Origin of the sequence: Zhongshania aliphaticivorans (genome assembly GCF_001586255.1) — a bacterium.
Taxonomy (GTDB): Bacteria; Pseudomonadota; Gammaproteobacteria; order Pseudomonadales; family Spongiibacteraceae; genus Spongiibacter; species Spongiibacter aliphaticivorans.
In genome coordinates this window covers 1316819-1341100 of the sequence record NZ_CP014544.1, presented here as the reverse complement: position 1 = coordinate 1341100, position 24282 = coordinate 1316819, and the positions used below count along the sequence as shown (strand labels likewise).

24 protein-coding genes are annotated in these 24282 nt (G+C 51.8%); 9 read left to right on the top strand and 15 right to left on the bottom strand.

The annotated features are described in order from the left end of the window. From AZF00_RS05900 to flgB, 5 genes are read right to left on the bottom strand one after another with little or no spacing between them, the layout of a single operon-like run. Entirely contained in the window at nucleotides 1-744 is a 744-nt protein-coding gene (locus AZF00_RS05900) for a flagellar basal-body rod protein FlgF (protein WP_008246906.1), read from the bottom strand. A gap of 38 nt (nucleotides 745-782) precedes the next feature. Next, a complete protein-coding gene (gene flgE / locus AZF00_RS05895) occupies nucleotides 783-2000 on the bottom strand; it encodes a flagellar hook protein FlgE (protein WP_008246903.1) in 1218 nt (405 codons plus the stop codon). A 57-nt stretch (nucleotides 2001-2057) separates the two neighbouring features. Beyond that, nucleotides 2058-2723: a flagellar hook assembly protein FlgD gene (locus AZF00_RS05890; RefSeq protein ID WP_008246901.1), complete on the bottom strand. Its 666-nt coding sequence runs from the start codon at nucleotides 2721-2723 to the stop codon at nucleotides 2058-2060. Nucleotides 2724-2734: 11 nt separating this feature from the next. Next, a complete protein-coding gene (flgC, locus tag AZF00_RS05885; RefSeq protein ID WP_008246899.1) occupies nucleotides 2735-3136 on the bottom strand; it encodes a flagellar basal body rod protein FlgC in 402 nt (133 codons plus the stop codon). 3 nt (nucleotides 3137-3139) lie between these two features. After that, complete coding sequence (flgB, locus tag AZF00_RS05880; protein WP_008246897.1) at nucleotides 3140-3556, bottom strand: flagellar basal body rod protein FlgB; 417 nt, start codon at nucleotides 3554-3556, stop codon at nucleotides 3140-3142. Between the two features lie 328 nt (nucleotides 3557-3884). Between flgB and flgA the strand changes: the two genes are divergently transcribed. The 3 genes from flgA to AZF00_RS05865 all read left to right on the top strand — a co-directional run bounded on the left by flgA (nucleotide 3885) and on the right by AZF00_RS05865 (nucleotide 5435). Next, on the top strand, nucleotides 3885-4598 hold the full coding sequence (flgA, locus tag AZF00_RS05875) for a flagellar basal body P-ring formation chaperone FlgA (protein ID WP_197465716.1): 714 nt from the start codon (nucleotides 3885-3887) through the stop codon (nucleotides 4596-4598). Nucleotides 4599-4716: 118 nt separating this feature from the next. Beyond that, complete coding sequence (gene flgM, locus AZF00_RS05870; protein ID WP_008246893.1) at nucleotides 4717-5016, top strand: flagellar biosynthesis anti-sigma factor FlgM; 300 nt, start codon at nucleotides 4717-4719, stop codon at nucleotides 5014-5016. Between the two features lie 2 nt (nucleotides 5017-5018). Then, on the top strand, nucleotides 5019-5435 hold the full coding sequence (locus tag AZF00_RS05865) for a flagellar protein FlgN (RefSeq protein WP_008246892.1): 417 nt from the start codon (nucleotides 5019-5021) through the stop codon (nucleotides 5433-5435). Between the two features lie 45 nt (nucleotides 5436-5480). Here the strand turns inward: AZF00_RS05865 and AZF00_RS05860 are convergent, their stop codons facing one another. Next, nucleotides 5481-6074 carry a GNAT family N-acetyltransferase gene (locus AZF00_RS05860; protein ID WP_008246891.1) on the bottom strand — a complete coding sequence of 198 codons (594 nt, stop codon included), beginning with the start codon at nucleotides 6072-6074 and terminating at the stop codon, nucleotides 5481-5483. Between the two features lie 273 nt (nucleotides 6075-6347). Between AZF00_RS05860 and zwf the strand changes: the two genes are divergently transcribed. Further along, on the top strand, nucleotides 6348-7808 hold the full coding sequence (gene zwf / locus AZF00_RS05855; RefSeq protein WP_008246890.1) for a glucose-6-phosphate dehydrogenase: 1461 nt from the start codon (nucleotides 6348-6350) through the stop codon (nucleotides 7806-7808). After that, nucleotides 7801-8496 (top strand): 6-phosphogluconolactonase, encoded by a 696-nt coding sequence (gene pgl / locus AZF00_RS05850; protein WP_008246889.1) that lies wholly within the window; start codon nucleotides 7801-7803, stop codon nucleotides 8494-8496. Before zwf ends, pgl begins: the two co-directional genes overlap by 8 nt. A 45-nt stretch (nucleotides 8497-8541) precedes the next feature. Here pgl and eda read toward each other — a convergent pair whose 3' ends face one another. After that, a complete protein-coding gene (gene eda / locus AZF00_RS05845) occupies nucleotides 8542-9159 on the bottom strand; it encodes a bifunctional 4-hydroxy-2-oxoglutarate aldolase/2-dehydro-3-deoxy-phosphogluconate aldolase (RefSeq protein ID WP_008246887.1) in 618 nt (205 codons plus the stop codon). Nucleotides 9160-9431: 272 nt separating this feature from the next. On the opposite strand from eda, the gene AZF00_RS05840 reads away from it, so the two are divergent. The 3 genes from AZF00_RS05840 (at nucleotide 9432) to AZF00_RS05830 (ending at nucleotide 11383) form a co-directional block, all read left to right on the top strand. Beyond that, entirely contained in the window at nucleotides 9432-9905 is a 474-nt protein-coding gene (locus AZF00_RS05840) for an acyl-CoA thioesterase (RefSeq protein WP_008246880.1), read from the top strand. A gap of 6 nt (nucleotides 9906-9911) precedes the next feature. Further along, the gene (locus AZF00_RS05835) at nucleotides 9912-10508 is read left to right on the top strand and encodes a tRNA-uridine aminocarboxypropyltransferase (protein ID WP_081482588.1); all 597 of its coding nucleotides are present in this window, start codon (nucleotides 9912-9914) and stop codon (nucleotides 10506-10508) included. A 137-nt stretch (nucleotides 10509-10645) separates the two neighbouring features. Continuing rightward, nucleotides 10646-11383 (top strand): endonuclease, encoded by a 738-nt coding sequence (locus AZF00_RS05830; protein ID WP_008246878.1) that lies wholly within the window; start codon nucleotides 10646-10648, stop codon nucleotides 11381-11383. Between the two features lie 2 nt (nucleotides 11384-11385). Here the strand turns inward: AZF00_RS05830 and AZF00_RS05825 are convergent, their stop codons facing one another. Both AZF00_RS05825 and AZF00_RS05820 read right to left on the bottom strand, forming a co-directional pair. Then, the gene (locus tag AZF00_RS05825; RefSeq protein WP_008246877.1) at nucleotides 11386-13323 is read right to left on the bottom strand and encodes an alpha/beta hydrolase family protein; all 1938 of its coding nucleotides are present in this window, start codon (nucleotides 13321-13323) and stop codon (nucleotides 11386-11388) included. Nucleotides 13324-13399: 76 nt separating this feature from the next. Further along, nucleotides 13400-14413, bottom strand: a complete 1014-nt coding sequence (locus AZF00_RS05820; RefSeq protein WP_008246876.1) for a GlxA family transcriptional regulator — start codon at nucleotides 14411-14413, stop codon at nucleotides 13400-13402. A 130-nt stretch (nucleotides 14414-14543) separates the two neighbouring features. Here AZF00_RS05820 and AZF00_RS05815 point away from each other — a divergent pair, with 130 nt between their 5' ends. Further along, nucleotides 14544-15521 carry an NAD(P)H-dependent flavin oxidoreductase gene (locus AZF00_RS05815; RefSeq protein WP_008246875.1) on the top strand — a complete coding sequence of 326 codons (978 nt, stop codon included), beginning with the start codon at nucleotides 14544-14546 and terminating at the stop codon, nucleotides 15519-15521. Between the two features lie 34 nt (nucleotides 15522-15555). Here the strand turns inward: AZF00_RS05815 and AZF00_RS05810 are convergent, their stop codons facing one another. The 6 genes from AZF00_RS05810 to nadA form a co-directional block, all read right to left on the bottom strand. Continuing rightward, on the bottom strand, nucleotides 15556-16611 hold the full coding sequence (locus AZF00_RS05810; RefSeq protein WP_008246874.1) for a Glu/Leu/Phe/Val family dehydrogenase: 1056 nt from the start codon (nucleotides 16609-16611) through the stop codon (nucleotides 15556-15558). Between the two features lie 27 nt (nucleotides 16612-16638). Then, nucleotides 16639-20121 (bottom strand): indolepyruvate ferredoxin oxidoreductase family protein, encoded by a 3483-nt coding sequence (locus AZF00_RS05805; protein WP_008246873.1) that lies wholly within the window; start codon nucleotides 20119-20121, stop codon nucleotides 16639-16641. 321 nt (nucleotides 20122-20442) lie between these two features. Further along, nucleotides 20443-21252: an enoyl-CoA hydratase-related protein gene (locus AZF00_RS05800; RefSeq protein ID WP_040802643.1), complete on the bottom strand. Its 810-nt coding sequence runs from the start codon at nucleotides 21250-21252 to the stop codon at nucleotides 20443-20445. 176 nt (nucleotides 21253-21428) lie between these two features. Beyond that, on the bottom strand, nucleotides 21429-21632 hold the full coding sequence (locus AZF00_RS05795) for a hypothetical protein (RefSeq protein ID WP_008246871.1): 204 nt from the start codon (nucleotides 21630-21632) through the stop codon (nucleotides 21429-21431). A gap of 682 nt (nucleotides 21633-22314) precedes the next feature. After that, entirely contained in the window at nucleotides 22315-23067 is a 753-nt protein-coding gene (locus AZF00_RS05790; RefSeq protein WP_008246870.1) for a class I SAM-dependent methyltransferase, read from the bottom strand. Further along, nucleotides 23064-24113, bottom strand: coding sequence for a quinolinate synthase NadA (nadA, locus tag AZF00_RS05785; RefSeq protein WP_008246868.1), 1050 nt, complete (start codon nucleotides 24111-24113; stop codon nucleotides 23064-23066). The genes AZF00_RS05790 and nadA overlap by 4 nt, the downstream gene beginning before the upstream one ends. Between the last annotated feature and the right edge of the window lie 169 nt (nucleotides 24114-24282).

The following is a 24282-nucleotide window of genomic DNA, read 5'->3' as shown; positions in this document are numbered from 1 at the left end:
TTATTCCATACGCATTAAGCGGCTGCCGGTTTCAGCAACCGTTTCTGCGGTGCTCATGGCCTTGACCTGCATTTCAAATTGCCGCGCCAGTGAAATCATATTCACCATGGCGTCGACGCTATTTACATTTGATGCTTCTAAATTGCCCGAACTGATGCGGATATCGGCTGAGGTTGGCGCAGTGCCACCATCGCGCATGCGCATCAAACCGTCCTCGCCTTTCTGCAACTGATTTGGCGCAGCATCGACGAGGCGAATTCGATCTACCGTCGACAGTGATTCCGAACCCTGCCCCAGCGGCACAATTGATACCGTGCCGTCTTCGCCAATCATCAAGCTCTCGTGTTCAGGAATCGCCACCGGACCGCCGTCACCCATCACTGGTTGACCGGCGCCGTTGAGCAGCATGCCGTCGCTGGTAATATGAAAATCACCACGGCGGCTATAGGCTTCGCTGCCGTCAGGGGCCGTAACCACAAACCAGCCCTTGTCGCCGCGAATAGCAACATCCAACTGACGGCCAGTGGCCATAATAGAGCCCACTGAAAAATCTGAGGTTTCGCCCTGATACACCGAGTTAAACCGGGTGGCCATACCCGGGCCTTCAACTTGCTTAGACAGAACATTCTGAAAATCGCCACGAAAACCCGCCGTGCTCACGTTCGCCAAATTATTGGCATTCGTGGTTTGGGCCAGCTGCGTATTCTTTGCCGCTGTCATGCCGATATACAGTAATCTGTCCATATAAACTCCCGATTAATGGCGGTCTAAACCGCCCTCAATTAACGGATATTGATGATCGCTTGGGTTACCGCATCGGCGGTAGAGATCATCTGGGTGTTGGCTTGGAAGTTGCGCTGAGCCGTAATCATCTCAACCAACTGCTCGGTTAAATCTACGTTAGAGCTCTCTAGGGCGCCGGATTGCAGCAAACCAAAATTAGAGGTACCCGCTTCGCCAACCCGTGGACTACCTGACGAAAAGGTCTCCGCCCAAGAGGTGTCACCCTGCTGCTGTAAGCCGTTGGGATTAGTGAAACTGGCCATGGCTATTTTGCCCAGCTGAGTAGACTGGCCATTGGTGTAACGTGCAGACACAACACCAGTAGAAGCCACCTCAATTCCGGTTAAGCGACCAGTGGTGAAACCGTCTTGCTGAAGATTGTTAACGCCAAACTCTTGGCCGTACTGAGTACTGGCATTAAAGTTAAACGACAAGTTCATGTCGGCCGAGCCCGTGCCGGGATCGTATGCTGGGTAAGTCACTAAACCATTGGCGGGCACCTGTAAAACGCCAGCATTACTAAACGTTAGGGTATTAGCGCCACCTACCGGGTTATTGTCGACATAGAGTTGCTGATTCCAGGAATTAGCCGCCGCATCGCGCACAAAATACAGGGTCGCGGTGTGCTGTGTACCGAGTGAGTCATACACGGTCATGGATGTTGCGTGGTTGTAGCTGCCGGGCAGGGTGGGGTCAAAAGGCGCAACCGACGGCACTGGCGCGTTAGCGGGCAGGTTTACACCAATGTCTCCGCGGGCGGTTTGCTTGGGCGCATTTTCATTTACCTCTAATTGCAAATCGCTCAGAGAACCCGTTGAGAAACCACCGTTGCCCGTGGGTGGAAACACCTGCAAGCGCTCAAGATTATTGTTCACCACAAAGCCGTCGCGATCAACGCTAAACGCGCCCGCGCGGGTGTAAGTCACCCCGCCAGAACCCTTCATGGTAAAGAAGCCCTCGCCACTCACCGCAAGGTCTAAGTTATTGTCGGTAAAATCGACGTTACCCTGGGAGAACTGCTGGGTAATGGTGGCCAAACGTGCACCGGCGCCGGGCGTGGTTTTGGTCACATCATTATTGGCCGTGGCATACACGTCGGCAAAGGCCGCGCGCGAACCCTTAAAGCCGGTTGTATTCACGTTGGCAATATTGTGCGCGGTCACATCCAAATGCGATTGCGCTGCGTTTAAACCACTAAGTGCGATACGAAAGCTCATTTTGTAACTCCTGCGAAGGATGTAGTGTTGTCATTGTCTGAATAGCGCAATCGCAACTCAGCTAATCTCTTTTATTTGTGACAGGCTGACCGTACCCAGTCCTTGGATTTGTACCTGGGGACTGCCACCGCCTGCGGGCACACTGACGCTAATGACCGCACTGCGCATTTCGGTAGTCAGTGCCTCAACTTTGTTGCCGTTTAAATAATTGGCCCGAATTTGGTAATTTCCCGGCGGCATACGCTCGCCAGTCAAACCAATGCCGTTCCATTCAAAGCGGCTGGTGCCAGCCGCTTGCGGGCCCATTGGCACCTTGCCAATAACCTCGCCACTGGGCGCCAAAATTTCGATATCTAAGGCCGTGGTGCTGGTGGGTAATTCAACTTGACCACGCACACTGCCGCCGCTGGGTAACGCGGCAACGCCCGACTCAACCAATACGTCTTTACCAATCAATGACGAGGAATCGAGGAGCTGAGCGGAATAAAGCGAGCCGGTCAGCGCGCTGAGATTTTCGTTCATTTCGCTGATGCCACTCACCGAGGTCAGTTGGGCCATTTGGCTAATAAATTCGGTATTGTCGGTGGGTTTAAAGGGGTCCTGACTTTTTAACTGCTGCAGCATTAATTTCATAAAATCGTTCTGATCTAAGGACGACGCGTCTTTCTTCGCCTTACTGGTCGCGTTCTGCATTTGCAGCTGTTCTAGGGTGCGCACTTCCATTACTCAGACTCCTACTGCTGGCCAAGCTGCAAGGTGCGCAGCATCAGGGTTTTGGTGGTAGAAAAAACTTCGGCGTTATTCTGAAACGAGCGCGACGCCGACATCATATTAGCCATCTCTTCCATGGTATTAACGTTGGAGGCGTACACATAACCGTCTACATCTGCCTCTGGATGACCTGGCTCATAACGTTTCATTACTGGCGCACTACTTTCAACGACGCCAGTCACGGCTACCCCCGCTACTTCGCGCTGTTGATCCAGCACCGTGGCAAATACCGTTTGCCGCGAACGATAGGCATCGGCCTCGCTGCCCGCCACTGAATCGGCATTGGCCATATTGCTAGCCACGGTATTGAGACGCATCATTTGCGCATTCATTGCTGACGCGGCGATATCAAGTGGATTAGCCATGGTTTATCGGCCTCCCTGGAGTATGGATTTAAGCCCGCTAAAACGGTTGCCGAGAAACTGTAAGGTGGCCTGATAACGCATAGCGTTATCAGCAAATTCGGCTTGTTCGATATGGGTCTCGACGGTATTACCATCGAGCGACGGCTGATAAGGCTGTCGATACTTTAACGACGCCGCCAAGGCATCTGCACTGCCATCGGCGCGGCGCTGGTGAGCTGCATTAGTCACCTTAAGCGACAGCATTGGCTGATCCCCAGCAGCGGCGGAATTCGATAAGGCCGTGCGGAAATCAATATCTTGAGCCTTGTAGCCAGGAGTATCGGCATTGGCAATATTCGCGGCCAAGACTTCATTGCGCTTATTCCGCAATAACAGGGCTTGTTCGTGAATGCCTAGGGCTTTGTCAAAATTAATCGCCATTTTCTTACCATTTCGCTAAAGTTATGCGGCTTGTTGCCGTTAATCGGTTAACGCCATAATTTTTGCTGTGTACCGTGTTTGCAATGGATCAAGGCAAAGGCCGTGCCATATAATTTAGCCTTTATTTTTCAATAGCTTAAAAACCCTCCCCCGCACAATCGCCAAAATAACGGCAAAGCTTTGCCGCTAATCGGCAAAAATCCGGCACGGGCTATCCGCCTTTATCCTGGCCTTGCGTCCTGAGACATTTTAGAAATTCACCCTTACAGACTGGCACAAGCATTGCAGTCACTACCTTACCGACAAATCTTTGACGTGAGTGATGGCTATGCGCGGATCGACAGCCTTAAGTAAAATTCTGCTACTGAGCACGGCACTTTGTCTGTTCAGCGGCGCCAGCACTGCCGCGTCTACCGAAAGCCACAACCGCATTGCGGCTACCGCCAAAGCCTATATCGCCGCCCGCCACCCATGGCAGCAACTCAGTACGACGATCACTGTTCAAAAACTCGACCCCCGCACTAAACTCAGTAGTTGCCCGGGTAAGCTCGAGGCCTTTTTATCTAACGGTGCCAAAATAAAACGCCGAACAACGGTCGGCGTTCGTTGTACCGCAGGCGCCAAACCCTGGAAGATTTATCTGCCCGTCACCGTAGAGGCCTATGCCAAGGTGATGGTGGCCCGTCATCCAATTGCGCCGGGCAGTCGCATTAGCGCTGGCGATGTAAGCTGGGGGAAGCGCGATATCACTAGCCTCGGCTACGGCTATTTACAGTCTTTAGGCGATAACGGCGGCTATCAAAGCCGCCAGAGTATTGCCCAGGGCGCGGTGCTCACGCCTAATATGGTCACTGCGAGCAGTATTATTAGTAAGGGCCAGCGCGTTCAGCTTAATAGCAATGATGGCCCGGTTAGCGTGAGTATGATGGGCGTCGCCTTGCAAAATGGCGCCTTGGGCAAGCGAATTCTGGTTAAAAACCTCAATTCCGGCAAACAGCTAGAGGGAGTCGTCGCGTCCGAAAACAGTGTTGTGCTCAATTGAGCGCTGGCGCTGCCAAGCACGGGACAAGCCCATATGCTCAGCACAGTGAAATTCGTGCTAAAGTTTTGGTTAATAGTGTCGATATATCAGGCGAAAGCTATTTAAAGAGGATTTAACAATGGTTGACCGTATCGATGGCTCATCGCTGAGTCAGGCCCGCAAGCTCGACAGCGGCCGTACCGGTGCCAGCAAATCAGACAGCACGGTCACGAGCCCAGCTGCGACCGACACGGCAAAAGCAGCACAGGTGGAAACCCCGCTATTGGAGCGCACCCGTTCTCAGGTAAATAGTAGCGATGGCATTGACCGGCAAAAGGTTGAAGCAATCAAAACCGCTATTCGCAATGGCGAGTTTACTATCGACGCCAATAAAGTGGCGGCTGCATTGGTTAATATGGAAGCCCTAAGCGGCAGCTAAATATGAGCGATGAACTGAGCGATGTACTGCACACGATCCACCTCGAAGCTCAACGCTTAGAAGCGCTGCTGGGCGAAGAGGCGCTGATTTTAAAATCAGCGCGAGATGCTGATCAATTGGAGGCGGTGGTTCAACAGAAAATGGACTTGGTTCAGCATCTCGAGCTCCTCGAAATACGCCGTCGCCAATTGGCCAGCGCGACGAATAAGGACGACGACGTGCTGTGGCAGGCAAGCCTCACTATTCTCAGTCGCTGCCAAGCCCTGAATGCCCAAGCGGGCGCCGACATCAGCACCCAGGCGCGCTACGGCAAACGCGCATTAGAAATTCTTGGTGCAAGTAATAATGACACACCGATTTACAGCGCCGGTGGCGAAACCCTAGGCCCGCTTGGTGGTCAGCAGTTAGGCAAAGCTTAAGCCCGACATCCTTGCCCCCTTCTTAGCCTATTGCTGCATAGCCGCTTACAACGCCATTTCCATATAAAGGTGGTTATCTAAAACACCGTTATAGCTTTTATTGCGTTTGATGACCTTAAAACCCAGCTGCTGATACAAGCGCAGGGCGCCAATATTTAACTCTGCTACGTCTAAACTCAAGGTTGAATAGCCGAGTTCATGGGCCCGAGCTGCCATAAAATTAATGAGCTGCGCCGCAATACCCTTACCTCGCCACTGTGGGTCAACCGCAATATGACAAAGGTAATAGCAGCCTTTGCGTGGCGGTTTAACTAGCCGCAATTCAAACAGCAGGCCTTTTACGATTCCCCGCCATCCGTACTGGGTAAAAATGGCCTTGGCATTGTCCATAAAGGTCGCGTCGTGGCTGGCTTTGTCAAAACCGCCTATGGTGGCAATCAGCCGACCATCTTGTTCGTAAACAAAATGATGGCGGTGGCTAAACATGGTCCCCGATTTAGCAAACTCAAGCGCTAAAAAGTCACGTATATCGGGCCCGTGAGCGGAATTAAAAATGTGCTCAAAGGCCACCGGCCCCGATGAAAACACCAACTCTGCCGCTGCCGCACTGTCTTGCTCTTGCGCTGCCCTTATCGCCATTTGCCACCTCGATTTTAGTCAACATAGCATAGCGAACTCGCTTTTTTCTACCATACTACAAGTGTGTGATACGGCTTTATGACGCGCCAGTGGTATGCATGACCACTCAAACACTCTATGCTAAAACTCAAGATACACCGCGCTCCGACACGTTTTCCGACAATACTGCCACCATTTATAATGGCCAGTCAGGAAAATGCGCTGAGCCGCATCAAGCAGTCGTTTCATTAAAGCCGTCACTAATGCACGTGAACCTAATTGAAGAGTGTAGCGATGACCCAAAACAAAGCGACACAACTTGTTATTTTCGGCGGTACCGGTGACCTCGCCTTGCGCAAGTTGCAACCGGCATTGTACAAATTGCAACGCGAGGGCTTTTTAGAGGATGTATGCGCCATCATCGCATTGGGTCGCGCCCAGACAAGCGATGACACATACCGAGACTTAGTAAAGACCAAGATGCAGGAATTCCTCCCCGCGCACTTCTGGGATGAACAACACTGGCAAAATTTTGCCGCCAAACTCAGCTTTGTGAGCTTAGACGTAAACTCACTCAAAGATTACCACCGCCTCAGCGACGCCGTTCAGCATCACAGTGCCGCCACCACTGTTTTTTACCTGGCCACGCACTCCACCTTGTACACCAGCATTTGCCGAAACTTAAACAGTATTGGCGTCGTCAATGCCCAGTCCCGGGTAGTCCTTGAGAAACCCCTTGGCCATGATTTGGCTAGCTGCACCGAGATCAACCACGAAGTGTTACAGGTGTTTCCGGAAAAAAACATCTTTCGCATTGACCACTATCTTGGCAAAGAAACCGTTCAGAATTTATTGGTATTACGTTTTGGCAACGCCCTGTTCGGCCCACTGTGGAATAGTCAGTATATTGATAATATTCAGATCACCGTGGCCGAAGATATTGGCGTCGAAGGTCGCGGTGACTTCTACGCCAAAACCGGCGCCCTGCGCGACATGGTGCAAAACCATCTGTTACAGCTTTTATGCTTGGTCGCAATGGAGCCCCCCGCCAACCTCCGCGCCGATACTATTCGCGACGAAAAGGTAAAGGTACTGCAAGCGCTGCGGCCAATTACCGCCACCAATGTCAAAGCCAAAACGGTGCGCGGCCAATATATTGCAGGCGCGGTCAAATCGGCACCAGTCGCCGCATTTCTTGACGAAACCGGCTTTGAAGACAGCGAAAATACTGAAACCTTTGTCGCCTTACAGGCCGATGTACACAATTGGCGCTGGGAGGGCACGCCCTTTTACTTGCGGACCGGAAAACGCCTGAGCAGACGGTTTTCCGAAATTATTGTTGAACTAAAAAAGCACCCCTTCAGCTTATTTGAAGGCGACCCCAATGATCTGCCCAACAAACTGGTGATTCGCCTACAGCCCGAGGAAAATATCACCCTGTATAAGGTTAATAAAAAACCAGGCCTCAGCCGACAACTAAAATTAGAGCAAGTCGAATTGAACCTCGACGCCGATTTACACGACGAATTACAGGCCCATGAAGCCTATGAGCGACTATTATTAGATGTACTAGAAGGTGATCAAACGCTGTTTATGCGCCGAGACGAAGTCGAGGCCTGCTGGGCGTGGGTAGACAGCATTATCAGCGCGTGGCAAGAAGCGGGCATTCAACCTAAAAGCTATGCGGCGGGCAGCATGGGGCCAAACGCCGCACTGGCACTGCCTGAAAAGACTGGGAGAAGCTGGCATGAATAACAAACCAACGCTTATATTATTACCCAACCGCGACGAGCTAAACGCGGTACTAAGCGAGGATATTGCCAAATATTTAAATACGGCACTAACTAAGTACAACGCAGCGAGTCTCGCCGTGTCTGGCGGCACAACCCCAGCCGATATGCTAACCCTATTGGGCAATAAGCCATTGGACTGGCCCAGCATTCAAACCCTTTTAGTTGATGATCGCTGGGTGGCGGCAGATCATCAAGACAGCAACCAAGCCATGCTCAATAAAACCCTATTCAGTGGCCTTGCTAGCAACAGCCGCTACCTGCCTTTAAAAAATGACGCAGGCGACGTCAATGATGGCCAATACGCCTGTGAAGAACAGTTGGCGGAGTTAACTTGGCCTCTTAGTGTTGTTCATCTCGGCATGGGAAACGACGGCCACACCGCGTCGTGGTTTCACGACGCGCCGGAATACCCCATGCTAATGGCGGCTCATGAACAACACTGCACTGCCGTCCATCCTGGCGCTGCGCCCTACTCTCGCATATCACTCACCCCAGCCGCGGTGTTAAATAGCGAGCGAATTGTGATTCAGGTGTTTGGCAAGGCCAAGCGCGATGTACTGGAGCGCGCGCTAGCCAAAGACGCCGATTATCCGATTTCGCTGGTACTGCACCAACAGCGTGTAGCCGTCGATATTTATTGGGCGCCGTAGGTAGATAGAGCTGGAGTAGCGCGGTTAAAAACTGATCCAAGCTGCTCACTGGTACAGGCTTTTTAACATCGTTAAATAGCCTTCCCGATCTTTCGCCAAAGCTTCTTCACTGGGCACAATCCAGCTACCGCCAACGCAATGCACATTGGGCAGCGCCAAATATTCGTGGTAATTCGCTTGGCTTATGCCGCCCGTCGGACAAAACACCGCATCAGGAAAGGGCCCCGACATTGCTTTTAACAGCGCAACACCACCGATAGCGGTGGCTGGGTACAATTTAAATACGCTGTGCTCTTCTGCCATTGCCGCCATTATTTCAGTGGCCGTTGCCACGCCGGGAATATAGGTGGAGAGGGTTTTGTGCGCCAACATCGAGAGTTCTCGTGAAAAGCCCGGACTAACTGCAAAGTCCGCCTCGTCAACAGCCCGCAACATTTGACGGCGATTGATGACAGTACCAACACCAATTAAGGCATTGGGCACGAGGTCTTTAAACATTTTAACCATTTGCCACGCATCGGCGTGACGCAGAGTAATTTCCACCGCGGGTACGCCAGCTTCAGCAAATAATTCAGCACAGGCTCGGGCATGATCTAAGGATTTGAACTGGGCGACCGGCATCACCGGCGCAGTTTTCTTGACTAGCGTTAGTGCGTCATTCATTTTTCGCATCCTCTTTTAACTGCGTAACGCCTACTCTACACGCCAGCAACACGAGGGTCGATACGCCAAGATCGCCGTTAAAACCACTCACGGTCAATAATATGCCACCGCTACGCCTAAACAGAATGCGAGGATACGTAGCTTTAATCTGCGCTAATCGGGCTGAAGCAAACAATAGCAAGGAGGCAGTTCATATTAAATTCAGCGTGGCTATATGTGCCAGTCAGCGTAAAATTACGGTATTCAGCATGAGCTAAGAGACATCGGAAACAATGGCGCAAAAACCAGAACCAAGACTACTTCAGGCAGAAACCTATCCCTTTACCCTGAATATTGACACTCAATTTGGCGATATGGACGCCTATGCGCATCTCAACAATTTAGCCATCGCTGGCTTTTACGAGAGTGCCCGCTCCAGAATGCAACTCCACATTAGCGGGCGCAATGACTTTTTTAAAGCCGACTCCCCAGACAAAATACTCTTAATAGAGGTCCGCATCCAGTATCTCGCCGAGGGTCGCTACCCTGAACCAGTGGAAGTCCGCACCGGCATCGGCCATATCGGCAATAGCTCCTACCGACTGCATCAAGCACTGTTTCAGCAAAATCGCTGTATTGGTCTATGCGAGGCAGTGATGATTTACACCTTACATGGCAAGCCCACCACCATTCCGCACGATATACGCCAACAGCTGGAAAGCCAGCGTATTGTCTGTTTTGAAAGCAATCCCATGGTCAGCGGTTAATCCACAATGACTAAACGACAATATTGCCCACACTGCGATCGCCCTCAACGCACCTGCCTCTGCGATGAGATGGTACTGCGCGACTGCGCGTACCGCCTGATTATTTTGCAAGACCCCAAAGAAGCAAAACATGCGCTGTCTTCTGCCCCGCTACTCGCCAAGTCGATTCGCGGTAGTCAGCTCATTATTGGCGAGACGTTTTCGCCCGAAGAAATTCTTGGCGACAACTGGCAACGCGACAGCGTGTTAATTTTTCCCGGCGACAACAGCATCAGTGCGGCCGACATACAACACCGCGCCATTAAAAATCTTATATTACTCGATGGCACCTGGCGCAAAGTCACCCGGATAATGCATTTAAATCCGTGGCTAAGCACGCTAGCGAATTTCACTATTGCCGCCAACAATAATAGCCAATACCGAATTAGGCGCTCGCCCCGCGCAGATGGCTTATCAACGATAGAAGCAGGAGTCTGTGCACTTAACGAACTTCATGCGCCACAAGATTACTCAAATGTCTTATTGGCCTTTAATAAAATGATTGATATGCAAATTGCGGCAATGGGCCCAGAAACCTTCGACAAAAACTATATAAAACGCTAACAAGCCAAGCCAACACAACTAACAAAAACACACTAAAAAATAATCTAACTACTATATTAATTCGCAACAATCTCACTTATATTTCCCGCCCCAGCGCGCCACAAAATGTCAGCGCACGGTTTATATAAGGGATTTTTGTGCTTAGGCTTACTCTTGTTGTACTACTATTAGCTTGTCACCTCACTAGTTTCGCCTCTACTAACACCCCGCCTAAGAGTTTTTCTGCGGCCAAAAAGCGCTTAATTCAGCTCTACCATAACGAGTACGCGGAACAGAGCTTTTACTGCAATTGCAGCTATGCTGAACAGAAATTAAACGGTAAGAAAAAGCTGCTCGTCAACCACCAAAGCTGTGCGTATACACCCAGAAAAAACCCCACTCGCGCCGCAAGAATTGAGTGGGAGCATGTGGTTTCGGCGTGGGAATTCGGCCATCAGCTGAAGTGTTGGCAAACTGGCGGACGCAAGTCTTGCAGAAAGGACCCAGCTTTTAAGGCAATGGAGGCCGATGTCTTTAACTTGGTGCCCGCTATTGGTGAAGTGAACGGTGACCGCTCCAATTTTCGCTTCGGGATGATTAGCGGCGAAGCTCGCGCCTATGGCGCCTGCGATATCGAAATCGCCTTTAAAGAACGCCGCGCTGAACCCCGCCCAGATATCCGCGGCGACATTGCCCGCAGCTATTTTTATATGGAAAGACAATACGGCTTAAAAATAAGCAAAAAGAATCGTCAACTTTATAACGCCGGGGCAAAACAAGATCCGGTTTCCGAACAAGAATTACGCATAGCCCGGGCCAAGGCAAAGCTCATGGGCTGGGATAATTCGTTTATTGAGCTGCCCACCGTCGCGGCCAAGGTTAAGACAGCCCAATAAATTTACTTAGCCTGTGGCGGGCTATGCTCCATGACAAATCCCACGGCAGCTTCAATGGTTTTTTGCCGGGTATCTGACTTAGAGAGGAAGTGATCTTCGCCCTTTAGCTTCACAAAAGTCACCGGCTTTTTCTTTTTCTTAAGACGGCTGTACATTTTTTCGCTGTGCACAATGGGTACTCTGGTATCGTCTTCGCCATGAATTAGCAAAATCGGCGCATCGGCGCGGGCGGCGTGATGCGCTGGTGAGATGTCTTTCAGTTCATCGGCGCGTGGGCTGCCAACACCAAGATACTGCTCCACATAGCGTTCATCGTCACGTTGACGGGTGTGCACAATTGACCGCAGCCATATTGGCAGATCACTTAAGCCCGCAATAGACACCGCGCAGCGATACAGACCTTGCTGCAAAGTAACCCCCGCCAATGCAGCATAACCCCCGTAGCTCGCGCCCACGATGCAGACGCGTTTAGAGTCGATCAGCCCGGTGTCGGCAAGCGCGGCGACGCCATCGGAGAGATCGGTTTGCATTTTGCGGCCCCACTCGCCAAACCCGGCATCGCGAAATGCCACGCTGTAGTTACCCGAACCGCGAAAATTAGGCTGCAACACCACGTAACCCCGACTGGCAAAGGCCTGGGCCAACCAATCAAAACCGAGGTAGTCGCGACTCTGAGGGCCGCCATGGGGAAGTACGATCAGCGGCAAATTCTTTTTATTCGTCAAAACCGGCGTGGTCACAATGGCGGGAATAGTGAGGCCGTCGCTAGCCTTATATTGCCACATACTCGGCGTAGCTACATGGCGCGAGCGGATCTCCGGGCGGTTATAGCCAATAGGCTTGGCGTCACCCGTGGGTATATTCACATACCACCAGGTGCCAGAGTCGCCTGCGCCGTCGGTGTACACTATAAGCTTCTGCCAGTCCGCACTCATTGAAATAAAATGCACATTGCTGTTGGGAAAGGCCTTTCTCGTGCCAACAACAATCGCCTGTTGATATGCGTCTAACATTTCTAATTCAGGTACATCTGCTTCTTTCACGACGCCGGTGAGCAGCCCTTCAGCATCGTAATACAGGCTGACAATATTAATGTCGGCGAATAGTTCGACGGGGGCAGATTCGCCATCGACGGCTATTTCAAAAAGATGACCCGCACCGCGAGCGTCGTGCTGGTAGTACGCCACCGTGCCGGGACTTCTACCCGGCCCAGCAAGACTGTTTGTGCCGAATTTGTCTTTAGCACTAACTAGGACGTCTTTGCTCTTATAAGCCCGCAACTCCCATTTTGCACTGATATCATTGTAGGTTTCATATGCGAGCACATTTAGCCCCGCGCCTACGGCCCAGCCTTGGCCGTCGCGGCGCCCTCTAGCAATAATTCGACGCCTGCCACGCTCAAGTTCAATACAACTAAGATCGAAAGCATCAGCTGAGACGCTGGCGAGGGTGTCCACACATTGATACCAGCGACCGTCCGCCTTAAGTGGAGGGTGGATATGAAAGCTCGCGTTGAATACTTTTCGTGAATTTTGTAGGGGCCACTCGGCTTCGCCGGTTTTAACATTGACGATCATTAGGTTGCTAAGCTCATGCTTACCACCAAAGAAAAAACCAAGATTCTGGGTTGAACTCGCTCTGACAATAAGATGGTCTTCGCCAGCCCAATGCAAACCTCGCACTTTCATATCATCAAGGCCATAGTTTCGCAACACGCCACTATGGATGCTAACAATGACCAGACGGCGCTGCTCACCAAGTGTTGTCACGGTGGCAAGCAGATCGCCCGATGGCGACAAGGCCATGTCTTCCACCCCCGGCAGCCTTCCGTAGGCCGAGAGCGGCGGCAGTGAGCTAGCCTCATCAGCGGCCTGCACCGGCAACGCCACTATCGCCATTATCACGACTAACAAGCAGCCTAATACTCGCAATTTTATCATCCTTGAACTCGCGTCAAACACCGTAATTCGGGCGAAAGTTTAGCGCTAAAAATAGTCGCGCGTATATACCGCTCAGCTAGATTGAGTGAGCAATTTCCCGGCGCTGAGCAAAGCCAAATTTCAAACGGTATGCTCGGGGGCTTAAGCCCGTTTTACGCTGAAATAGTCGGTTAAAGGAGCTGGTATCGGCGTAGCCAATTCGCAACATTACCTCTTCGGTAGACAGGCTGGTAGCTTCAAATAGCTTCTTAGCGGCCTCAATACGCAGGTTTTGCAGGTAACTATTTGGGGTATCGCCCACGGCCTCTTTAAAGCGACGCATGAGGGTTCGCGAACTGATATGAAAACTTGCCGCCAAACGCGCCAAGGAAAACGCGTCGTTCAAGTTTTTTTCCAAGTAATCTTGAATTTCTAGCATAAGTGAATCGCTATGCTGCTTTTGCCGAGGCAGTATGAGATACGGTGCCTGCTGCGTTAAATTAGTATCTACCAATAGGGTGCGTTCACACTGCGACGCAACTACCCTACCCATATAGCGCTCGACCATAATAAGCGCAGCCAACATCTCTGCGCCATTAGCGCCGCCGGTCAGCAGTCGACCGCCATCAACCACCAGCTGATCTGCCTTTAAGTTTATATCGGGATAACGCTGACGAAACTGCTCAGCAAGCCACCAACTGGTGGTCGCACTGTGACCATTTAGCAAACCGGTTTCAGCAAGAATAAAACTGCCGGTACAGTGGCTACAAATAATGCAATTGTTCTCATACTGTTTGACCAGCCAGTGGATAAGTTCACGTAGCGATTCCAGCTTTTTATTAAACTCTCTGCCGCCGGGGTAAGCCATTGCTGGCACCACGATAATGCTACCGGCCTCAAGGTCAATAAACGGGCTGTCGACAGCAATCCGCAGACGAGATGCCGTGGTAACCGGCGCCCCATCTTGCGACAGCGTTTGCCATTCAAACTCGCCCTCCCGCCCCTGATACTGATCCCGCCAGTGAGCATTGGCGACCATATACAAGTCCTGAGGGTTAGAAAGGCTACCGGCATAGCAGCCCTCGTAGGCAATAACGTAAACCTTGACCACCGCAAACTCCTCATTACTAAAGCTGCCAGTGTCACTATCAACACTTTTAATGTCAATAATGACACTACCCCTAGCCGTAAATTAACCCTACAGTAGACGCTCGATTTCGCTGATAAGAGTGTTTAGCACTATGAGTCTTCCCAAACTATTGGAAAACCGCCTTCGCCTACCCGCCGTGGTAGCACCCATGTTTTTGGCCTCGGGGCCGGAGCTAGTCATAGAAACCTGTAAGGCTGGCATGGTTGGCTCGTTTCCCGCACTGAACCAGCGCAGCACCGAAGGCTTTGAAGAGTGGTTAGTCAGCATTAATACTGCGCTGCAAGCCCATGAGCAAGAGACTGGGGAAAAACCGGCTCCCTTTGCAGTGAATCTGATTGTGCACAAAACCAACCCTCGTCTCAGCGCCGATTTAGCGCTGTGCGTTAAACATCAGGTCCCCATTGTTATCACCTCGCTAGGCGCGGCTAAAGAAGTCATTGAATCCATTCACAGCTACGGCGGACTAGTGTTCCACGACGTAATCAATGCCCGTCACGCCCGCAAAGCAGCTGGTGCTGGTGTCGATGGTTTAATCGCCGTTAGCGCCGGTGCCGGTGGCCATGCAGGCAGCACCAACCCCTTCGCCTTAGTCGCAGAAATTCGGGAATTTTTTGATAAGACTCTATTACTGGCCGGTGCCATTTCGCGGGGTAATGATATCGCCGCCGCCAAAGCCATGGGCGCCGACCTTGCCTATATGGGCACTCGTTTTATTAATACCAAAGAGAGCTTGGTACAGCCTGAATACAAGCAGATGATTGTCGACAGCGGCTCTAGCGACATTGTTTACACACCCAATATATCGGGTGTTTTCGCCAATTTTTTGATGCCCAGTATCGTCAAGGCAGGACTCGATCCCAATAAGCTAGAAGCGCCAAGCCACATCGATTTTGGTGAAGAGTTAACCACTGATGCCGACAATAAAAGCGGTGAAAAAACCGGTGGCGCGTGGAAAGACATCTGGTCTGCGGGCCAGGGCGTGGGTGCCATTCACGACATTCCATCAACCAAAGACCTAATTCAAAAACTGGAAGAGGAATACCGCGCCGCTACCGCGCAGTTCCGCTAAGCAAGCAAAAGCTAAGAATCGCCGCCGCGCTAAATCAGGCGGCGGCGATTTTTACTGGCGCAAGAAATCGCTCTTCGGCAAGTAATTCTGCCACCCGCGCAGTCGTCTCGCCAGTGTGTTCGGCACGGCGAAAAATTCGCTGTAAGGTGTCGGCAATCGTTTCAACGTGTGCCGCCGACTTTTCAGACGAGCCTTCTGCCCGCTGGTAGTAAACATCAATAATGCCACCCGCGTTAATCACAAAGTCTGGCGCATACAAAATACCCCGCTGACGCAACTGTTCGCCCTGTATTACTTGAGCCAACTGGTTATTGGCAGCACCAGCAACAATACCCGCCTTAATCACGCCCACGGTTTGCTCGTCGATCACTGCTCCCATTGCACAAGGTGCCAACACATCGACATCCATACTCAGCACATCAGGAACGGCAACTGTTTTTGCACCTAATGCCTGTGCCAATTTTAAATTTGCGGCGTTAAAATCCGCAATAAACACCTCAGCGCCCGCCGCGACTATCAGCGCGGTTAAGTGACGACCCACCGAGCCCGCACCTTGAATAGCCACTCGTACCCCCTTTAAGGAATTGGCTTTATGGCGAAACGCCAAGGCCGCCTTAATACCACAAAACACACCCTGCGCAGTATAGGGTGAGGGGTCACCGCCAAAGCGGCCGCCATCCATTACGCCCGAGACATAAGTCGTGCGCTCGCTAATGACTTTCATATCCGCTACGCCGGTGCCGGAATCTTCCGCAGTGATATATTGACCGCTCAGGCCCTCAATAAACTCGCCCATCGCCAATAATAGCTGCCGACTCTTTTGGCTGGCGGGGTCACCAATGATTACCGCCTTGCCACCGCCCAAGGGCAGACCCGCCAAGGCCGATTTATAGCTCATGCCCCGCGACAGGCGCAGCACGTCTTCTAGCGCCTGTTCATCACTGCCGTAGGGATAAAACCGACAACCACCTAAGGCTGGCCCCAAAGCGGTATTGTGCACCGCAATAATGGCGCGCAAGCCGCTGTGTGCATCCTCTTTAAACGCCACCAGTTCGTGACTGTCAAAGGACGGCGAATTAAACACTGTCATTGCATTCTCCTTGTACTACTAAAGTCATTAGGCAGCGTTGCTCACATCGACTAATTGCACCACATCCCCCCGCAGCCGCCCTAGCAATTGCTGGCGGCGCACACGATATTGCGCCATGGCTTGATCTTTGACGTGACCGAAGCCGCGAACCTCGTCAACTAAGCTGATAATTTCAGTAATGAGCGCCAGATTATCGGCATCGAGCTGGCTAGTAAGTTCGCCCAGGTCTTGCTGAAACTCAGCGAGCAAAGCCCTCTCAGCTTTGCGCTCAGCGCTGTAGCCAAAAATATCCCAAGCACTGCCGCGCAAGCCTTTCAGCTTTGCCAAGTAGCTAAACGCCGTGAACATCCACGCTGAAAAAACCCGTTTTTTGGGCAGGCCATCGCTGCCTCGCTTAGAAAAAATGGGCGGCGCCAAATGAAACTGCAGCTTAAAATCGCCACCGAAACTGGCTTTGAGCTTTTTCATAAACTCGCCGTCGCTGTACAGCCTCGCGACTTCGTATTCGTCTTTATAGCTCATCAGTTTATGCAGCGAGCGCGCTACCGTCGCTGTTAAGTCGCCGACTGCGCCGCTCACCTCAAGTTCTTTGGAGCGCACTTGCTCGACCCTACGACGAAAGCCTTCGGCATAGGCGAGATCTTGGTATTTTATTAAATGCTGATAGCGAAATTCGATAATGTCATCGAGAGTTTCGAGGGGCTGCCATTGCTCTACCGCGACACCCGCGGCGGCCATTACTGCGGCCATATTGTCGACCGCGCGACGCCCCCACAAAAAGGCTTGCTGATTAAACTCTACCGCGACGCCATTGAGCTTTATGGCGTGTTCAATCGCTTCGGAGCTGATGGGCACATAGCCTTTCTGAAAGGCATAACCCAGCATAAAGAAGTTAGTCGCCAAACTGTCGCCCAATAAATGGCTGGCGATTTCTGAGGCCTGAATAAAATCGACCTTGCCCTCACCCACTTCGGTGACGATGAGCTGCTTCATGGTATCGGCGGGGAATTGCGCGTCGCGGTGATAAACAAAATCGGCAGTGGTCATCTCGGTATCGTTAATCACAGCAAAACTGCGCTCGATATTGACCTTGGCGATAGCCTCATCGGAACTCGACACCACCAAATCGCAGCCTAGTAACAAATCGGCATCACCCGCCGGTATGCGCACTGCATTGATGTCTTCCTGATAATTGGCAACCCGCAAATGGCTCACCACTGGGCCGAATTTTTGCGCGAGGCCGGTTTGATTCATGGTCGCGCAGCCCTTGCCTTCAACATGGGCGGCCATGGCTAACACCGCGGTAATGGTGAGCACACCCGTGCCGCCAATACCCGTTACCACTAAATTCCACGGAGTATTTAAGCTGGGCAGGGGCGGCTCTTGTAATGCCCCAAAGCCATCGCCACTGGCGGCATTCACGCTTTGCTTTTTAAGCCCGCCGCCTATCACCGACACAAAACTCGGGCAAAAGCCATTAACGCAGGAATAGTCTTTATTACAGGCGCTTTGATCGATTTGGCGCTTGCGACCCAGCTCGGTTTCTTTTGGCAATACCGACAGGCAGTTGGATTGTTTACCGCAGTCGCCACAGCCTTCACACACCGCCTCGTTAATAAAAATACGGCGATCGGGATCGATCATAGTGCCCTTTTTACGACGCCGACGTTTTTCTGCCGCGCAGGTTTGCTCGTAAATCAGCACCGACACGCCTTCGATTTCGCGCAGCTCTTCTTCAATACTGAGTAAGTCGTCGCGGTGATTAACGCTTAATCCCGCTTCGCTGGGCGTGTCGTATTGTTCTGGATGATCAGACACCAGTGCAATACGCTTTATGCCCTCGCCGCGCAATTGCAAAATGAGCTGCGCTACCGACAAGCTGCCATCAATAGGCTGACCGCCGGTCATGGCAACGGCGTCGTTATACAAAATTTTGTAGGTGATATTGACCCCAGCGGCAACGGACTGGCGAATCGCCAAGCTGCCGGAGTGGAAATAAGTGCCGTCGCCGAGGTTCTGAAAAACGTGCTTATTCTCGGTAAAGGCCGCCTGCCCCACCCAGGTCACCCCTTCGCCACCCATTTGGGTAAAGGTCGTTGCGGGCCGCGAGGGCATCCACGTACTCATATAATGGCAGCCAATGCCGCCAAGGGCGATGCTGCCCTCGGGCACTTGGGTAGAGGTATTGTGAGGACAACCAGAACAGTAATGGGGCGTGCGATTGATAACCCCCTGTTTATTGGCAATCGACTGCTCTTTTTGATTGTAAAAATTAAGGCGCTTTTCGATCTCTTCGCTTTTGTAAAAACGGCGAATTCGCGAGGCAATGGCGCGCGCCACCATCGCCGGGGTTAGCTCGCTGAGGTTGGGCAGCAAGTCGGCGCCGTGCTCGTCAAACTCGCCAATCACACGGGGGCGATCTTCCACTGGCCAGTTATACAGCTGGCCGGTAATTTGGTCTTCAATAATCGAGCGCTTTTCCTCAACCACCAGAATCTCTTCCAGCCCCCGCGCAAACTCGTGGGTGGTTTCTGGCTCCAGCGGCCAGGGCATGGCCACTTTATACACCCGCAGACCGATGGCGGCGGCCTGTTGCTGGTCGATGCCCAAATCTTCAAGCGCCTGTAAAACATCGAGGTAGGCCTTGCCGCTAGTCACGATCCCGAGGCGCGCTTTGGGGCTGTCGATCACAATGCGATTGAGATTATTGGCCCGCGCAAACGCCCGCGCTGCATAGATCTTGTATTTATTAAGGCGCTTTTCCTGCGCCAGTGGCGAGTCTGGCCAGCGGGCGTGAACGCCGTCTTCTGGCATTTCAAAATCTTCTGGTAAAACAATATTTACCCTGTGCGCATCTATCACCGCTGATATCGCCGAATCCATATTCTCGGTAATGGCCTTAAAGCCCACCCAACAGCCCGCATAGCGCGACAGCTCCCAGCCGAAAATACCGAGGTCTAACACCTCCTGCACATTGGCGGGCGCCAAGACTGGAATAGAAGCACCCATAAACATATGTTCTGACTGGTGCGGTAATGTCGATGACTTAGCGGCGTGGTCGTCCCCCGCCACCGCCAATACCCCACCATAGCGCGAGGTGCCCACCGCGTTGGCGTGTTTGATCACATCCATGCTGCGGTCTACCCCTGGGCCCTTGCCGTACCACATGCCAAATACACCATCGTATTTGGCGCCGGGGAATAAGCCCACCTCCTGACTTCCGCGCACTGCCGTCGCCGCCATGTCTTCATTGACGCCGGGCACAAACTGAATATGGTGTTTATCGAGATAGGGCTTGGCCTGCCACAGCGCCTGATCGAGATTGCCCAGTGGCGAGCCGCGATAGCCAGAGATAAAGCCCGCCGTATTTAAACCGCGCTCTAAGTCCCGCTGATGCTGCAGCATGGGCAGCCTAACCAAGGCCTCGATACCCGTCATATAGGCGCGGATGCTATCGAGGCGGTATTTATCTTCTAAAGAAATACGTAATGCAGATTTAGACAGGGCCATGGTCGATGCATCCTATTATTGACAGCGTAATGTCTTTAATAAGAGTCTAGACGCAAGATAAGGAAGAATTTATCTTAAACACAGCTCACGACAAAATATATGGACTAAATAATTCGAAAAATTAGAAGTATTGGTCTAAATAATGACTATCGAGACCAGTAAAACCCCAACTTAGACACTTAGCGGTATGACACCGCGTTTATTAGCCAGAAAACACAGAAGGGATTTAGTGAGCGCAAATCAAAACACCCGCAACGAGCTAATCGACGCGGGTGTGGTTTACACAATGATGTCTAACGTCGCGGAAGGCCAGCCTTACGGCTAGCCCCGAACCTGCTGACGAGGAAAATTAGGCTCGCGCTTTTCAATAAAGGCCTTAAGCGCTTCACGGTGTTCGTCACTATTACGGCAGCGCTGGAAATTCTTAATTTCTTCCGCAATATAGTTTTCACAGCTCATTTCTTGCGCATTCTTAAGATTAGCCTTAATACAGGCCAAGGCATTGGTAGGACCTTCTGCTAAGCGCGTTGCCAACCTTTCCACGTCAGCCTCTAATTCTGAGTCCTCGCACACCTTACTGAGCAAACCGCTGGCGAAGGCTTCTTGCGCACCATAAACAGGGTTTAATAGGCAAAACTCGCGAGCTTTACCGGCTCCCATCCATTTACTTAAGAAATAGGCCGCCGCAAAATCCCCTGAAAGGGCAATTTTGGTATGCGCATAGCTTAAGCTGGCGGTGCTATCGGCAACGCGAAAATCGCAGGCTAGCGCCAGCGACAAGCCACCGCCCATTGCCGGACCGCGAATCATCGCTATGGTTGGTTTGGGCATTTCATGCAGCAACATCGCCGCTTCGGCGCCAACACGCAATAACACCTCAGTGGAGTATTTACGGGTATGTTCCGCCCCCAAGGCTAAATTTTTAATATCAGCGCCCGCACAAAAGGCGTCGCCAGAACCTTCTAGCACAACCGCTCCAACACTATCATCTTGGGCGGCTTCGCGAAGATTACGATAAAGTGTCGTAACCATGTCCTCATTTATCGCATTTTTTAGCGCAGGCCGACTCAGGGTTATGTATAAAACCCGTCCGAGCCTACGAACACCGACAGGAGCACTTTCCTTACTCATTATTTTTATCCCGTAATTTGGCGATTAAACGAACTATAACGCGGAAGTAATACTACCACTATCAGCCTTTTAACGTCCCTCTTCAACACCCCGCAGCAGAAAGCGTTAATAAGCCTAAGCGCTTAACCGCATTAGGTAAACCCAGCATCATAAACGGCTGCCATTCCGAGTGGCGATTACCGCAGCGGTACCACGAAATAGCATAAGCCAGCACTACGCCCACGTGCAGCAGTATTAATACGCATGGGCGCTGACAAACACCGAGGCTCAATCACCGTATAGCTACCGGCCAAACTCAACACCCAATGTTCAGACGCCACCCATTTTATATCTGTGTCTGCGCCCTCAACAATCGCAAGCTCCCCGGTGTGAAACTGCACTACCCCGCGGGAGAGCAGTGATACGAATTGTGATTACATGTCCTCGCTTTCGGTTCCAAATATTGCGGCGTTCACTTGCACCCGACGGTCCAGCACCGATATTTTAATGCCGCGTTCAGCTGATGCGACGATTTCCGGGCGTATAAATGCAGGCGATTGACAATATTGTAACTGCGCTGTTAAACGCCTTTTGCCAAGACGCGTAGATCATGATGTCATCGCCCCATGGTCGTAGGGCAATATTTAACCTGAATGAAAAATTGTCCTATTTAAATCCTTCACTGGGGTAAGAGAACAATGTGCTATTTATCGACTGCCCAGGCATGACGAAATTCTCGGGCGTGATGGGATACGACTAAATCGTCACCCCTGCGAAGGCAGGGGTCCATCGGAGCAACGGAGTGACCGTCTGAAGCAATTATTGATAAACGACAGTTTGGCGTCAGCTCTCATGGATAACTACCTACGCAGGTATGACGAGTTTGCGAATACTACCAGCACAGATATGACGACTTTATGGATATAGGCCTGCGTAGTGATGGCAAATTTAAAGCGTGGGCAATACACATTACATGTTTGGGTATCACACGCTTATGTGTAGCCAGCACAAATTGAATGTGCGGGCATCTAAAAAAATAAAACGCCGCAACGAGATGATCACACGCAAAAAAATAAACCGTAATTATTTGGCAAACGCCTTGAGCGGATAAATATCGAAACGCACCGCTTTGCCCGTCACCGAGAGCTGGGGTTTGCGCTCAGCTAAATACGGCGCCTTGGGTGGGCGCTTAACAACGACTCTGTGCCGCGCTCTTTGCAGTGCAATATCCAGCAAGGCAGCACTGTCTTCATCTAAACCTACCAGCGAGTGGAAGAGACGCATTTCTTTTTTAACCAATGCTGATTTGCCGGACACTGGGAACATGGGATCGAGGTAGACCACGTCCGGGCAATCTATCGCACTAAGCTGTTCCAAATAGTCTGCGGCGCCTGACTTCACTAAGCTCATTCTGGCCGCGATATCCATAGTGTCGATGCTGATATTGGCGCGCATTAAGCCGTCTTCTAGTAGTGCGGCAACCACTGGCATGCGCTCGCACATGGTCACAGTGCAGCCGTTAGTGGCCATCACAAAGCTGTCGCGACCGAGACCGGCAGTCGCGTCAACTACCGTTGGCCGCTTGCCACCTAACGCTTTGATTAATAATTCTTTGCCGGGGTGGCGGTGCTGCAGAGCGTGAACAAAATCCACGGCGACGGGATTCTCGCGCTGCGTAGGCGCTAAGCCAATGCCGAGACGGCCTTGTTCAAAAAAAACATAAAGTTGTTCTGAGTTTGGCAGCCATTTTTTTACAAGGTCCAAACCCAAGCGCGCCGCCATGGCATCGCAGGCGGCGCTGGTTTTATAAAATACCGGTGCTGGTGAGCTACTCAAGACTTGGGCTTGGCCGCGGCAAAGTCCAGCATCCGGGTGAGCGGCTTCATGGCTTGCACCCCGAGAGCGGGGTCGACGTGTACTTCGTTGCCGCCGTGTTCTAACACATAGGCGAGATTATCCAAGGCGTTCATGGCCATCCACGGGCAATTTGCACAGCTACGGCACGTCGCGCCACTACCAGCGGTCGGCGCTATGATGAACTCTTTATCTGGCACCAACTGCTGCAGCTTGTAGAAAATACCTTGATCAGTGGCGATGATCATTTGCTTATTCGGTAGGTCACGCGCCGCGTTAATGATTTGGGTGGTTGAACCGACCATGTCCGCAATTGCCACGACGCTCGCTGGCGATTCTGGATGCACCAGTACCGCGGCGTCTGGGTAGACCTTTTTAAGATCGAGAATGCCTTGGGCTTTAAACTCTTCGTGAACAATACAGGCGCCATCCCACAGCAATACATCGGCACCGGTTTCGCGGCGGACATAATCGCCGAGGTGTTTGTCTGGCGCCCACAGAATTTTTTGGCCTTCGCTGTCGAGATGGTCAACAACGTCTAGCGCAATACTTGAGGTCACTACCCAGTCGGCTCGCGCCTTTACAGCAGCAGACGTATTCGCATACACCACCACGGTGCGATCAGGATGCTGGTCGCAAAATGCCGAAAACTCTTCAATCGGGCAGCCGATGTCTAAAGAGCAGGTTGCCTCCAAGGTCGGCATAAACACCTGCTTCTCTGGCGACAAAATTTTTGCGGTTTCGCCCATAAACTTCACCCCGGCCACGACCAAGGTCGACGCGGGGTGGTCACGGCCAAAACGGGCCATTTCCAGCGAGTCAGAAACGCAGCCGCCAGTTTCTTCGGCCAAGGCCTGAATTTCTGGGTCGGTGTAGTAATGGGCAACCAGCACCGCATTGCGCTCTTTCAGCAAGCGTTTGATTTTATCTCGCAGTTCAACGCGTTCGGCGGCGGGCACCTGAGGCTGCTCGTGAATCTTGGCCAAATGATCGCGAACCACCTGCTGGGCAGAAGCTTGTTCCGTCATATTCAATCTCGTTCTAGGCGGATACTGGGGGGCGAAGTTTAACAGAATAGTTATTGCCAATCCCAGCCGCACGCGTTGATGGCCGGCAAAGCGTCGCGATTGTGGCTGCAAAGCTATTGGTAAAAATCAGCAAAATTAAAAACTTTACAGGTGTAAATATCAATAAAAT